General features: G+C 71.8%; 9 protein-coding genes. 6 read left to right on the plus strand and 3 right to left on the minus strand.

Translation table 11 applies throughout. The annotated features are described in order from the left end of the window. Positions 1-407: 407 nt before the first annotated feature. Positions 408-857 (plus strand): PTS sugar transporter subunit IIA, encoded by a 450-nt coding sequence (locus ABT137_RS46700; RefSeq protein ID WP_351719171.1) that lies wholly within the window; start codon positions 408-410, stop codon positions 855-857. A 111-nt stretch (positions 858-968) separates the two neighbouring features. Continuing rightward, the gene (gene ptsP / locus ABT137_RS46705) at positions 969-2,639 is read left to right on the plus strand and encodes a phosphoenolpyruvate--protein phosphotransferase (RefSeq protein WP_351719173.1); all 1,671 of its coding nucleotides are present in this window, start codon (positions 969-971) and stop codon (positions 2,637-2,639) included. 69 nt (positions 2,640-2,708) lie between these two features. On the opposite strand, the gene ABT137_RS46710 is transcribed toward ptsP, so the two are convergent. Both ABT137_RS46710 and ABT137_RS46715 read right to left on the minus strand, forming a co-directional pair. Beyond that, positions 2,709-3,602 (minus strand): DUF8829 domain-containing protein, encoded by an 894-nt coding sequence (locus ABT137_RS46710; RefSeq protein WP_351719175.1) that lies wholly within the window; start codon positions 3,600-3,602, stop codon positions 2,709-2,711. A 123-nt stretch (positions 3,603-3,725) separates the two neighbouring features. After that, positions 3,726-5,702 carry an acetoacetate--CoA ligase gene (locus ABT137_RS46715; protein WP_351719178.1) on the minus strand — a complete coding sequence of 659 codons (1,977 nt, stop codon included), beginning with the start codon at positions 5,700-5,702 and terminating at the stop codon, positions 3,726-3,728. Between the two features lie 214 nt (positions 5,703-5,916). On the opposite strand from ABT137_RS46715, the gene ABT137_RS46720 reads away from it, so the two are divergent. After that, entirely contained in the window at positions 5,917-8,277 is a 2,361-nt protein-coding gene (locus ABT137_RS46720) for a glycoside hydrolase family 31 protein (protein ID WP_351719180.1), read from the plus strand. A 10-nt stretch (positions 8,278-8,287) separates the two neighbouring features. Here ABT137_RS46720 and ABT137_RS46725 read toward each other — a convergent pair whose 3' ends face one another. Beyond that, the gene (locus ABT137_RS46725; protein WP_351719183.1) at positions 8,288-8,821 is read right to left on the minus strand and encodes an NUDIX domain-containing protein; all 534 of its coding nucleotides are present in this window, start codon (positions 8,819-8,821) and stop codon (positions 8,288-8,290) included. Between the two features lie 196 nt (positions 8,822-9,017). On the opposite strand from ABT137_RS46725, the gene ABT137_RS46730 reads away from it, so the two are divergent. The 3 genes from ABT137_RS46730 to ABT137_RS46740 all read left to right on the plus strand — a co-directional run bounded on the left by ABT137_RS46730 (position 9,018) and on the right by ABT137_RS46740 (position 12,404). Beyond that, positions 9,018-9,464: a Zn-ribbon domain-containing OB-fold protein gene (locus tag ABT137_RS46730; RefSeq protein ID WP_351719185.1), complete on the plus strand. Its 447-nt coding sequence runs from the start codon at positions 9,018-9,020 to the stop codon at positions 9,462-9,464. Next, positions 9,461-10,651, plus strand: a complete 1,191-nt coding sequence (locus ABT137_RS46735; protein WP_351719187.1) for a lipid-transfer protein — start codon at positions 9,461-9,463, stop codon at positions 10,649-10,651. Before ABT137_RS46730 ends, ABT137_RS46735 begins: the two co-directional genes overlap by 4 nt. A gap of 112 nt (positions 10,652-10,763) precedes the next feature. Continuing rightward, complete coding sequence (locus ABT137_RS46740; RefSeq protein WP_351719190.1) at positions 10,764-12,404, plus strand: EAL domain-containing protein; 1,641 nt, start codon at positions 10,764-10,766, stop codon at positions 12,402-12,404. Positions 12,405-12,699: the final 295 nt, after the last annotated feature.

A 12,699-nucleotide genomic window follows, 5' to 3' on the forward strand; every position in this document is an offset into this window, starting at 1 on the left:
GTTGACTTTTGGCACGCTGTTGAGTTCTCAAGGAACGGTCGCTTCCTTTGTACTCACCCTCTCGGGCTTTCCTCCGGGCTTCCCTTCGGTGTTTCAAACTCTATCAGTGTTTTTCCGTCTCTCTGACCACCCTCCCGCAGGCATGCGGAAGATGATCCCGAGTTAGGATCTGACAAGTTTGGGTGCTGCTCAGTAGCGACGCTTTATCGCACCGCTCGGTCCCAAGCAGGAGTACGACTGTACACGGAGCCTCGAAGGCCGCGCAAATCGAATAGGCTGGTGGTCTAGACCACTACCTGGTAGCTTCCATGCGGAACCGCCACTTCATATGACATACGCTGCTGCTCAGCGCCGTCCGGAACAGGCAGTGACGGCCCGTAAGCAGCACCACTCCTGGGAGGCTTCCCATGACCACCGTGACGTCCCCGCTCGCCGGACGCGCCGTCGGACTGGCCGCAGTGCCTGATCCGGTCTTCGCCGGGGCCATGGTCGGCCCGGGTACCGCCATCGACCCCGCGCGTGAGCCTTCCGAGGTCGTGTCGCCCGTGGACGGAGTCGTCGTCTCTCTCCACCCGCACGCGTTCGTCGTGGTCGACGGCGAAGGCCATGGCGTGCTCACCCATCTCGGTATCGACACCGTGCAGCTCAACGGGCAGGGCTTCGAACTGCTCGTCAACAAGGGCGACACCGTGACCCGCGGCCAGGCCGTGGTCCGCTGGAACCCGGCCGAGGTCGAGGCCGCCGGCAAATCTCCGGTCTGCCCCGTCGTGGCCCTGGAGGCCACGGCCGACTCACTCTCCGACGTCAACGAAGCCGGGGACGTGAAGGCCGGCGACGTCCTCTTCTCCTGGAGCTGACTCGTCCCGGACCGACAACCCCGCCACCGTGCGCTCGTAGGGACGGCGCAGGCGGCGACCACGACAACCACCGCGGCGGCGGGACCCGCCGCACTATCGGAGACGGGTGAGATGGAGACAACGCTGCGAGGCGTCGGCGTGAGCCACGGTGTGGCGATCGGCGAGGTTCGGCATATGGGGACGGCGGTACTGGAGCCGCCTGCCAAGCAGATCCCCGCGGAAGAGGCGGAGCGGGAGCAGGGGCGTGCCCGTCAGGCCGTGGATGCCGTGGCGGCCGACCTGACGGCGCGCGGCAATCTGGCGGGCGGCGAGGCCCAGGCGGTGCTCGAGGCACAGGCCATGATGGCGCAGGACCCTGAACTGATGTCCGACGTGGACCGCCGGATCGCCGTCGGCAGCACCGCCGAGCGTGCCGTGTACGACGCGTTCGCCGCGTACCGCGAGTTGCTGGCCGGAGCGGGCGAGTACCTCGCCGGCCGAGTAGCCGACCTGGACGACGTGCGGAATCGTATCGTCGCCCGGCTGTTGGGTGTTCCGATGCCGGGTGTGCCGGACAGTGACGAGCCGTACGTACTGGTGGCGCGGGATCTGGCGCCGGCGGACACGGCGCTGCTCGACCCGGCACTGGTGCTGGGTTTCGTGACCGAGGAGGGCGGGCCGACGAGCCACAGCGCGATCCTGGCGCGGGCGCTCGGTGTGCCGGCCGTGGTGGCGCTGCCGGGTGCCGGGGAGCTCGCCGAGGGCACCGTGGTGGCCGTGGACGGCAGCACCGGCGACATCTTCGTGAACCCGAGTGCGGAGAAGAAGGCGGCGCTGACGGCTGCGGCCGCCGAGCGGAAGGCGGCGCTGTCCGCCTCGACCGGCCCGGGCGCGACCGCCGACGGACACAAGGTGCCGCTGCTGGCCAACGTGGGCGGTCCGGCGGACGTGCCGGCCGCGCTGGAGGCCGGTGCCGAGGGTGTCGGTCTGTTCCGTACCGAGTTCCTGTTCCTCGACGACAGCAAGAGCGCTCCTTCCGAGGAGAAGCAGGTCGAGGCCTACCGTCAGGTGCTGGAGGCGTTCCCGGAGGGCCGGGTCGTCGTACGGGTGCTGGACGCGGGCGCGGACAAGCCGCTGGACTTCCTGACGCCGGCGGACGAGCCGAACCCGGCGCTGGGTGTGCGTGGTCTGCGGACGCTGCTCGACCACCCCGAGGTGCTGCGCACCCAGCTGACGGCGTTGGCGAAGGCGGCCGAAGGGCTGCCCGTCCGCCTTGAGGTCATGGCACCGATGGTGGCGGACCGTGCCGATGCGAAGGCGTTCGCGGACGCCTGCCGGGAGGCGGGGCTGCGGGCCAAGTTCGGCGCGATGGTGGAGATTCCGTCGGCCGCGCTGCGGGCGCGCTCGGTCCTTCAGGAGGTCGAGTTCCTGTCGCTGGGGACGAACGACCTGGCGCAGTACACGTTCGCCGCCGACCGTCAGGTCGGTGCGGTGTCCCGGCTGCAGGATCCGTGGCAGCCCGCGCTGCTCGACCTGGTCTCGCTGTCGGCGGAGGCGGCACGGGCCGAGGGCAAGAGCTGTGGCGTGTGCGGTGAGGCCGCGTCGGATCCGCTGCTGGCCTGTGTGCTGACGGGTCTGGGTGTCACCTCCCTCTCCATGGGTGCGGCGTCGATTCCTTACGTGCGGGCGATGCTGGCCAAGTACACGCTGGCCCAGTGCGAGCGGGCCGCGGCGGCCGCGCGCGCCACCGACAGCGCGGACGAGGCCCGTGCGGCGGCTCAGGCGGTGCTGTCCGGCGAGTAGTCGGCCAGGGCCGTGATCGGCTGTCTTTCCAGGGGCGCTCCACCGGTGGGTGGGGCGCCCCTGGTGTTTTCAGTGGTGGTGGCCGGGGGTCGTGTCCTGGTCGCCCAGTTCGGGCGGGGCGCTGTAGTCGACGTCCGATTCCGGTGAGATGAGGTCTCCCGATTCGACGTCGGTACAGTACGCGTCGAAGACCTCGCCTGCGGTGAGGGGCCCGAGGTTGTTGCCTCGCAGCCGCCAGCCGTAGACGCGGTCGGGGGTGCCGGGGGCGCTGGTGCGCATGACGAGTCCGCCGGGGCTGTTGGTGGCGAGGCCGAGGGCGAGGACGCTGGTGAATTCGAGGGCTTCGGCCTCGTCGAGTTGGGTGGTGCCGTCGCTGTTCTGGTCGGCGTGGAGGACGGTGACGAGGGTTTCGGGTGGTCCGGAGACGCTGCACACGAGGTGCCGGTTGCCTGGCGGGGCGGTGTCGAGGATGCGGGTCAGGAGGTGGGAGGCGCGGGTCAGGGCAGCGCGTCCGATGTCCTCGCCGCAGGTGGGGCAGGGGCCGAGGCGGGCGAGGAGGGTGCTGGCGTACTCCCAGGTGGCCTGCCGTACCGCCTCGTCGACGAGGGCGGGGACGAGGTCGGTGAGGGGTCGGCCGTCGTAGGGGACGGTGGGGCCGGTGGCCGCGAGTTCGGCGGTGAAGCGGGTGCGGCTGGCCGGGTCGTCCGGGTCGAGGCCCGTGACTGTGCAGAACTCGGCGAATTCCTCGGGGTCGAAGAGGGCGAGTGTGGTGTGGGTGCCCTCGGCGGCGCGGGTCCTGAGAAGGGCTTCGATCTGGCGGAGGTAGGTGAGGTGGTCGTCGAAGGTGAAGGTGCGGTAGCGCCGCATGGCGCGGAAGTCGTGTTCGTCGGTCAGCAGCCCGATGGTGCCGGCGATCTCGCGGCGCAGAACGCGTCGCATGGTCCGGTGGTCGGTGTGCGCCATGGTTCCCCCTGTGTGCGGTCGATCAATGCTCACTCACAGTAACCGGCGCCACTGACAGCGAGGGTGCGGAAGCCGGTCGAGGACCAGGCGGTGCCGAATGGCGCAGGTCGGACCGATGCGGGTTCAGGCGCGCTTGCGGGCGAGGTTCTCGAAGTAGGTCAGCAGGTCGAGGTTGTCGATGGAGCCGGGGTTGACGGCTTTCTCCAGGGGCGTGCCCTGGAGAAGGCGTTTGACGGGGACCTCGATGCGCTTTCCGGTGAGGGTGTGCGGGACGCCGGGGACCTCGATGACCTCGTCGGGGACGTGCCGGGGCGAGAGCTGTTCGCGGATGGCCTGCTTGATGCGGTTCAGCAGGGCCTCGTCGAGGACCGCGCCCGGTGCCAGGTGGACGAAGAGGGGCATCCAGTAGCCGCCGTCGGGCTGTTCGATGCCGATGACGAGGGACTCCTTGATCTCGGGGAGTCGTTCGACGACCTCGTAGATGTCGGCCGAGCCCATCCGTACGCCCTGGCGGTTGAGCGTGGAGTCGGAGCGGCCGTGGATGATCACCGTGCCGCGTGAGGTGACCGTGATCCAGTCGCCATGGCGCCAGACGCCGGGGTAGGTGTCGAAGTAGCTCTCGTGGTAGCGGCTGCCGTCGGGGTCGTTCCAGAAGCGGATCGGCATGGAGGGCATGGGGTTGGTGACGACCAGTTCGCCCACTTCGTCGATGACGGGATTGCCGGCCGGGTCCCAGGCCTGGAGGTCGGTGCCGAGGCCGGGTGCCTGCAGTTCGCCGGTGTACACGGGGAGGGTGGGTACGGCGCCCGCGAAGCAGGAGCACACGTCGGTGCCGCCGCTGACGGAGGCGATCCAGAGGTCGGCCCCGCTCGCTGCGAACTCGTCGTGCAGCCAGCGGAAGCCGTCGGGGGGCAGTGGGGAGCCGGTGGTGGCGACGCACTGCACGTTGGAGAGGTCGTAGTCGCGGGAGGGGTGCACGCCGGCCTTGCGGCAGGCCATCACGTAGGCGGCGGAGGTGCCGTAGAGGGTGGCTCCGGTGCGTTCGGCGACGCGCCACTGGGCGCCGGTGTCGGGGTAGCCGGGGCTGCCGTCGTACAGGACGATCGTGGTGCCCGTGAGGAGGCCGGAGACGAGGAAGTTCCACATCATCCAGCCGGTGGAGGTGTACCAGAAGAAGCGGTCCTCGGGGCCCAGGTCGCAGTGCAGGCCGAGCTGTTTGAGGTGTTCGACCAGGATGCCGCCCTGGGACTGGACGATGGCCTTGGGCAGGCCGGTGGTGCCGGAGGAGTAGAGCACCCACAGGGGGTGGTCGAACGGGACCTGTTCGAATTCCGGCTCGGTGTCGGCGGCGGTCAGGGCCGACCATTCCAGGGCGCCTTCGGGGGCGGGGGTGCCGAGCAGCGGGATGTGGACGACGGCGCGCAGGGTGGGCAGTTCGCGGCGGAGTTCGGCGACGATCTCGCGCCGGTCGTGTTCCTTGCCTCCGTAGCGGTAGCCGTCGACGGTGAACAGGACGACGGGTTCGACCTGCTGGAAGCGGTCCAGGACGCTGCGGGCGCCGAAGTCGGGGGCGCAGGAGGTCCAGACGGCGCCCACGGCGGCGGTGGCGAGGAGGGCGGCCACGGCCTGCGGGATGTTCGGGAGGTAGCCGCTGACGCGGTCGCCGGGGCGGACGCCCAGGGCGCGGAGTTCGGCGGCCAGTGAGCCCACCTGCCGGCGCAGCTCCGCCCAGGTGACCGGGCGGGGTTCGTGGGTCTCGTCGACGTACAGGAGGGCGGGTTCGTCCGCGCGGGTGGCGGCGGCGCGCAGGGCGTGCTCGGCGTAGTTCAGCCGCGCGCCGGGGAACCATTCGGCGCCGGGCATGGCTCGGTTGCCGAGCACGCGCGCGTAGGGCGTCGAGAACCGCACGTCGAAGTGTTCCGTGACGGCTTGCCAGAAGGTGTCCAGGTGGTCGACGGACCAGCGGTGCAGGGCCGGGTACCCGCCGTCGGCGGGGGCTCCGTGGTGTTCCGCCGCCCAGGACTGGAACCTGGTGATGCGTGCCTGGGCGATCCGCTGTGGATCGGGCTGCCAGAGCGGCTGGGGGTTCGCGGTCGACATGGGGCGGCTCCCGGGCTTCTGCGCTTTGTGTGCGTGGGACGCGCACGGGCTGGGGTGTGCGCGTGACGCGGCTGACAGGGACGATGCCATGTGATCGACTTCTACACCAGGGTGCGCTCCACATAGTCCGCGTCGTGAAGATGTGGTCCCGGCACGGGTGAACGCCAGTTGAACGGCACGCGCGTGTGGAGCGCTGAGTGGCAGGGTGAGCAGCATGGACGGTCGTGACCTGGTGCGTTCGGTAAGAGTGGTCGGTTCGAGCAGGGCGGCTCAGGGGTTGCGTACCGTACGGGCCGCGTGGCGCAGGCGGCGGATCGATGCCGCCGGGCTGCCCGCGCGGGGGGCGGAGCGGGCCCGGGTGCCGGGGCCGGTGCAGGACGCGGAGCCGGGGCCGGGCGGCGGTGTGATCCGGTTCAGCCGGTCCGAGCTGCGGATCACGGTCGCCGTGAACGGGGCCGTGTTCTGGGGCTGGGACGGGGCCGGTCCCGAGCCGTCGTACGCCCTCGCGGGGCGCTGTCCGGAGCCGGATCCGCGGGCGGTCCTCGAACCGGACACCAACGGCGGCTGGCGGGTCGTGGCGGAGCGGGTGACGGTCAACGTGTCGCGGCACGGGGCGGTGGAGGTGTGCACGCCCGGTGGTGTGATGCTGCGGCGCGAGCTGCCGCCGCGGTGGTGGGAGCCGGTGGGCGGGGGTGCGGCGCGCTGGGTGCAGCGGTCGGAGGTGGCCGCGGACGCGCGGTTCTTCGGGCTGGGCGGGCGTCCTTCGGGGCCGCGGCTGCGGGACGGCACGTACCGGTTGTGGAACACCGATCCCGGCCGTGCCTTCGGGCCCGGTGACGATCCGTTGTACATCACCATGCCGGTGCAGCTGGTGGTGGCGGACGCGGCGGCGCATCTGGTGTTCCACGACAGTTCCTGGGACGGGACGGTGACGCTCCGCGAGGGCGAGGAGGGCGCCGGTTCGGGGCACGACCGGACCGGGCGCTGCGAGCTGCGGATGGACGGCGGTCCGCTGCGCTGCTGGGTGATGGTGGGCACCCCCGCGCGCGTGCTGCACACGTGGGCCTCGCTCACGGGCGCGCCCGCGCTGCCGCCGGCGTGGGCGCTGGGTCATCACCATGCGCGCTGGGGTTTCGGCAGCGAGCAGGAGGTGCGGCGGATCGTCGCCGGTTACCAGGAGCGCGGTCTGCCGCTGGACGCCGTCCATCTGGACATCGACCACTACGACGACCACCAGGTGTTCACGGTCGATCACGAGCACTTCCCGAAGCTGCCGACGCTGGCGGAGGAGCTGCGGCGGGACGGGATCCGGCTGGTGTCGATCGTCGATCCGGCGGTGAAGGCAGAGCGGGGCAACGCGGTCTACGACAGCGGGACGGCGGTCGACGCCTTCGTCCGTGATGCGTCGGGGCGGACCGTGGAGGGCGTGGTGTGGCCCGGGGAGGCGGTCTTCCCCGACTTCACGGACGCGCGCGTGCGCGCGTGGTGGGGCGGGCTGTACGAGGAACGGCTCGCGCTGGGCTTCGCCGGGTTCTGGCACGACATGAACGAGCCGACGTCCTTCAGCGCGTTCGGCGAGTCGACGCTGCCGCGCTCGGCGCGGCACGCCCTGGAGGGGCGCGGCGGCGACCACCGGGAGGCGCACAACGTCTATGCGCTCTGCATGGCGCGGGCGGCCTACGAGGGCCTGCGCGGACTCGCGCCCGGGGAGCGGCCGTTCCTGTTCTCCCGTTCGGGCTGGGCAGGTATGCAGCGCTACGGGGGCACCTGGTCCGGTGATGTCGCCACCGGCTGGCCGGGGCTGCGCGCGTCCTTGTCGCTGGTGCTGGGGCTCGGGCTGTGCGGGGTGCCGTACTCGGGTCCTGACGTGGGCGGTTTCGACGGGAGTCCGTCGCCGGAGCTGTTTCTGCGCTGGTTCCAGCTGGGCGCGTATCTGCCGCTGTTCCGGACGCACGCGAGCATGCGGGCGGGGCGCCGGGAGCCGTGGGAGTTCGGGGCCGAGGTGCTGGAGCACGCGCGCGTGGCGCTTCTCGAACGGCGGCGTCTGCTGCCGTACTTCATGACGTTGGGGCAGCTGGCCCGTCGGACCGGTGCGCCGTACGTGCGGCCGGTCTGGTGGGGTGCGCCGGAGGACCGGGCGCTGCGCGACTGCGAGGACGCGTTCCTGCTGGGCGACGCTCTGCTGGTGGCTCCGGTGCTGGATCCGGGTGCCGACCGGCGTGCGGTGCAGCTACCCCGGGGCCGTTGGTACGACACGGTGACCGAGCAGGCGTACGAGGGGCCCGGGCAGGTGCTCGTCGATGCCCCGCTGTCGCGGATCCCGGTGCTGGCGCGCGCGGGTGCCGTCCTGCCCGTGCGGGACGAGGACGGCGGGACGCGGCTGGAGGTGTGGGCGCCCGCCCGGGGGCGGACGGGTGGTGGACTCTTCGTGCCGGACGCGGGCGACGGCTGGGAGGAGCCGGAGATCGAGCGTTACGTCGCCCGCTGGGAGGACCGGCGGGTGGTGGTCGCACGCGAGGACGAGACCGGCGCGAGCGAGCCGTCCCGGCCCGTCCGGATCAGGGGGCTGGGATGAGCGGGAGGGCTCAGTAGCGGCCCTCGAACCACGCGCGTACGGCCACGCTGTGCAGCGGGAAGGCGAGTTCCTCGGGGCGGCGCAGCAGGTGCCAGCCCTCCGTCTCGTCCGTGGCGCCCGACGGCGGGAGGCCTTCGGCCGGGCGTTCCGGGAGGAGGCCGAACAGCAGCAGGTGTCCGTCGGGTGAGCTCATGGCGTCGACGAGCCGTACGTCGCGGGCGGCCGCGTCGATGCCCGTCTCCTCCTTGAGCTCACGGACGACGGCGTGCCGCCAGTCCTCGCGGTCGTCGACGTAGCCCCCGGGCAGCGCGGTGCCGCCGCGCGCGGGGGCCACGGTGCGGGTGATGACGACCAGGGCGGTGCCCTTCGTGTCGTAGACGGGCTGAAGGGCGATCGCCACCGGCAGCGGGTTGCGGTAGGCGACGTGGCCGCAGGCCGGGCAGGTGCGGGGCCAGCCGGAGATTCTCTCTCCGTAGGCCGCTCCGCAGCTCGAACAGTGCGAGTCCGGAGCGGAGTTGGCAATTGGGTGCTGATTTTCGGACACGCGCGGACTTTATCCGATCGGGAGTACGACGTCTTACGGTCAGGGGAACGCCTCCTTCCGGAAGTGAACCGACAGATGGCGGCCCCGGAACCGAAACCGGGCGGGGCGGCCAGGGGGCGCCGACGCGGCCTGCCCAAACCCGGTCGCCCGTGGCACACTTCTGACGTTCCGTCAGATCTGGTGTCCTGGAGGAGCTTTGTCGCGCACACGCACGCCGGCGGTCGACGGCTGGTTCACGGGCGAGGGGGACGGATTCCGGCTGCTGGGGACCCGCTGTGCGGCCTGCGCCTCGGTCTTCTTCCCGCGTGAGGACGTCCACTGCCGCAACCCCGGCTGCGCGGGCGGCGACCTGGAGGAGGTCCCGCTCTCCCGGCGCGGACGGATCTGGTCGTACACCGACAGCAGATACCGTCCTCCGTCACCCTATGTGAGCGATCCGGAACTTCCGTGGGAGCCGTACGCGTTGATCGCTGTGGAGCTGGAGTCCGAGCGGATCGTGGTGCTGGGACAGGCGGTTCCCGGAATCACCGTCGCCGATCTGGCGGTGGGCATGGAGGCCGAGGTCGTCCCCGGAGTCCTGGGCGAGGACGCGGAGACGACCTGGACGACCTGGCACTGGCGGCCGACGGGGGTGACGGCATGACGGCGGACGTGGCGGTGCTCGGCGCGGGCATGCACCCCTGGGGCAAGTGGGGGCGGAGCTTCGTCGAGTACGGGACGGCAGCGGCCCGCGCGGCGCTCGCGGACGCCGGACTCGGATGGCGGGACATCGGCTCGGTCGTGGGCGCGGACACGGTGCGTGGCGGCTATCCCGGCTATGTGGCGGGCGCGACCTTCGCGAAGGCGCTGGGCTGGCAGGGGGCAAGGGTCGCGAGCGTGTACGCGGCGTGCGCGTCCGGGGCCCAGGCGGTCGCCGCGGCGAGGGCACAGATCCTGGCGGGCCTCGCGGACGTGGTGCTGGTGGTGGGTGCGGACGCGGCCCCCAAGGGCTTCTTCCGGCCCGCCGGAGGGGACCGGCCCGACGATCCCGACTGGCTGCGCTTCCGGCTGCTGGGGGCGACGAATCCGACGTACTTCGGGCTGTACGCGCGCCGCCGGATGGCGGTGTTCGGGGACACCCCCGAGGACTTCGCCCTGGTCAAGGTGAAGAACGCGGCTATGGGAGCGCTCAATCCGTACGCCCGCTACCGCAAGCGGGTCACCGCCGAGGAGGTCGCCGCCTCCCAGGTGGTCGCCGATCCGCTGCGGCTGCTGGACATCTGCGCCACCTCCGACGGCGGGGCCGCGCTGGTGCTGTCCAGCCTGGAGTTCGCGCGCCGGCACGGGGAGGCACGGCCGGTGCGGATCCGCGCGGTGTCCACGGTCACGCCCCGCTACCCGAGCACGGTGCTGGACCTGCCGGACATCGCCACGGACTCCGCGGCGGCGGTGGAGCCACCCCCGGAGCCGTTCCGGGCCTCGATCGCGCGGGCCGCCTACGAGGAGGCGGGCATCGGCCCCGAGGAGCTGTCCCTCGCCGAGGTGTACGACCTGTCCACCGCGCTGGAGTTGCAGTGGTACGAGGATCTCGGGCTGTGCGCCGAGGGCGAGGCGGCGAAGCTGCTGCGCGAGGGAGCGACGTCCCCGGGCGGCCGCATACCGGTCAATGCCAGCGGGGGGCTCGCGTCCTTCGGGGAGGCGGTGCCGGCCCAGGCGATCGCCCAGGTCTGCGAGCTGACCTGGCAGTTGCGGGAGGCGGCGGGCGACCGTCAGGTGGCGCACGCGCGCGTGGGGATCACGGCCAACCAGGGGCTGTTCGGGCACGGCTCGTCCGTGATAGCGGTGCGCTGACGGGACGGGTGTGACAGCAGAGGGTGCATACCCTGTGTGACCACCCCGAAATGGTGCGTGAACGTCTCATGAACTGCCCCTGGGCGTGCGCCGGTGGCGTCATCATGCTCCCGTGCGCACCTGGACGGATGCTCTCCGTTTCGCCTTCCAGCCGGTGGTCAATCTGACGACCGGCGGGATCGCCGCACTGGAGATCCTCGCCCGCCCCGAGACCGGCGACATCCTCGGCGAAGCCCGACGGAATCCCGAACTCGACGGCAATCTGGCGGTGTTGGCCCTCCGCGCGGCGGCCCGCAAGGAGACTCTGCTGCCGCTGCACATCAACGTCTTCGCGGCCACCCTCGCCGACCTGGGCGGCATCGGACGGCTGCCCGAGGCCGTACGCGAGGCCGGACGGATGCCCTGGGAGGTCACCCTGGACATCGTCCCGCCGTACACGCACGTGCCGCAGCAGGCCCTGCTGGAGGCCGTGGCGGTGCTGCGCGGCCAGGGTTTCCGGATCAGCGCGGACGGCATCGGGGACGGGGACGTGCCGCTGCGGCTGCTCACCGACCTCTCCCCCGATCTGGTCAAGCTCGACGCCTCGCTGCTCCCCCGGCCGGCCGCGATGCGGGCCATGCGGACCCTGTGCGAGGAACTGGGCGCCCTGGTGGCCGTGGAAGGCGTGGAGACCGAACTCCAGCACGCGGCCGCGCTGTCGGCCGGGGCGCAGCTGGCCCAGGGCGAGCTGTTCGCGCCACCGGCCCGGATCCCGGTCGCGGAGGTATACGTTCCGCCGCCCTCCCCCGCCGTCGTACCGCCACCGCGCTCCGGACCGTCCGTGCGCGAGTTCATCCGGCCCGCCGCGCTCCTGCCGGTCACCGCGTCCGCGTTGCAGGTGCGGGCGCTGCTGACCGGCGCCCCGGACGTCTCCGGCGTGCTCCTGGTGGACCAGACCGGCGCCCCCGTCCGGTCGGTGCACCGCTCCCGCTTCCTGCTGTCGATGTCCGGCCGCTACGGGCACGCCCTGTACGCGGACCGCCCGGCCTTCAAGCTGGGCGACGCACCGCGCACCGTCGGCATTGACGCAACCGCCTGGGAGGTGCTGGACGTGGTGGCCGTCGGCGGCCCGGACCGTACCTCGGACGATGTGACGGTCGTCGACCGGTTCGGGCGCTGCGTGGGCGTCGTACGCCTCGCCGACCTGGTACGGGCGCTCGCCGAGACCCGGGTCGAGGAGGCGGCCGGGCTCAACCCGCTGACACGGCTGCCCGGTTCGGACGCGATCACCGGCGAGGTGGACCGGTGGCTCGCGGACGGCCGTGTCTTCGCGCTGAGCTGGCTGGACATCGACCACTTCAAGCAGGTGAACGACGGTGTCGGGTTCGCCGCGGGCGACGAGCTGATCCGTTCGGTGGGGCGAGCGCTGCAGGAGGCCGCCGTCGGGCACGCGCGCGTGGGGCACATCGGCGGGGACGACTTCCTGGTGCTCGCCGACGAGGCGGGGCTCGATCAGGTCGCCGCCCTGCTCGACGCGCCCTGGTCCGCGGGCGGGCGTCCCGTCACGCTGTCCCTGGCCACCGTCGTGTGCGGCCCTGGCAGTGTGTCCGACCACCGGCAGGCGGCCGCCTGTCTGGCACCGCTCAAGAAGGCCGCCAAGGCGCTCAGCGGGGCGAGTTGGGTGCTGGGGCGGGCGGGGCTGCCCGGGCACGAGATCCGGCGCGGCTCGAACGCGTACCCGACCCAGGCCGGGTACGCGGCGGTGGAGCCGTGACAGCTGCTTTCCGGCGGGTTGCCTGTCATCGTTGCCGTCGGCGACCTTGACGCCCCCTGAGTGCCGGTGAAAACTTCCGGTGTCGGTCGACATCGCCGTACATTCTCGGCGTATTCAGGCACTGCGCCATGGGCCGCTCCTGTCTCGAGGCTCTTTCCCCATGGGCGATTCGGCCGCGACGGCACGCTCGTCATGGACGCCGGGCGGGGCGCGGGACCTTCCCTGCCTTCGGCTGACGTCGCCAAGGGAACCGTTCCTGCTCAATGCGCCGGGGTCGATCCCCCGGCCAGCGCCC

It is taken from the genome of Streptomyces sp. NPDC001980 (genome assembly GCF_040296885.1).
Classification (GTDB): domain Bacteria; phylum Actinomycetota; class Actinomycetes; order Streptomycetales; family Streptomycetaceae; genus Streptomyces.

Excerpts from the sequence above, each read along its gene's own strand:
- ABT137_RS46700 (WP_351719171.1), top strand. The coding sequence starts at position 408 with ATGACCACCGTGACGTCCCCGCTCGCCGGACGCGCCGTCGGACTGGCC.
- ptsP (WP_351719173.1), top strand. The coding sequence starts at position 969 with ATGGAGACAACGCTGCGAGGCGTCGGCGTGAGCCACGGTGTGGCGATC.
- ABT137_RS46710 (WP_351719175.1), bottom strand. The coding sequence starts at position 3,602 with ATGGCGCACACCGACCACCGGACCATGCGACGCGTTCTGCGCCGCGAG.
- ABT137_RS46715 (WP_351719178.1), bottom strand. The coding sequence starts at position 5,702 with ATGTCGACCGCGAACCCCCAGCCGCTCTGGCAGCCCGATCCACAGCGG.
- ABT137_RS46720 (WP_351719180.1), top strand. The coding sequence starts at position 5,917 with ATGGACGGTCGTGACCTGGTGCGTTCGGTAAGAGTGGTCGGTTCGAGC.
- ABT137_RS46735 (WP_351719187.1), top strand. The coding sequence starts at position 9,461 with ATGACGGCGGACGTGGCGGTGCTCGGCGCGGGCATGCACCCCTGGGGC.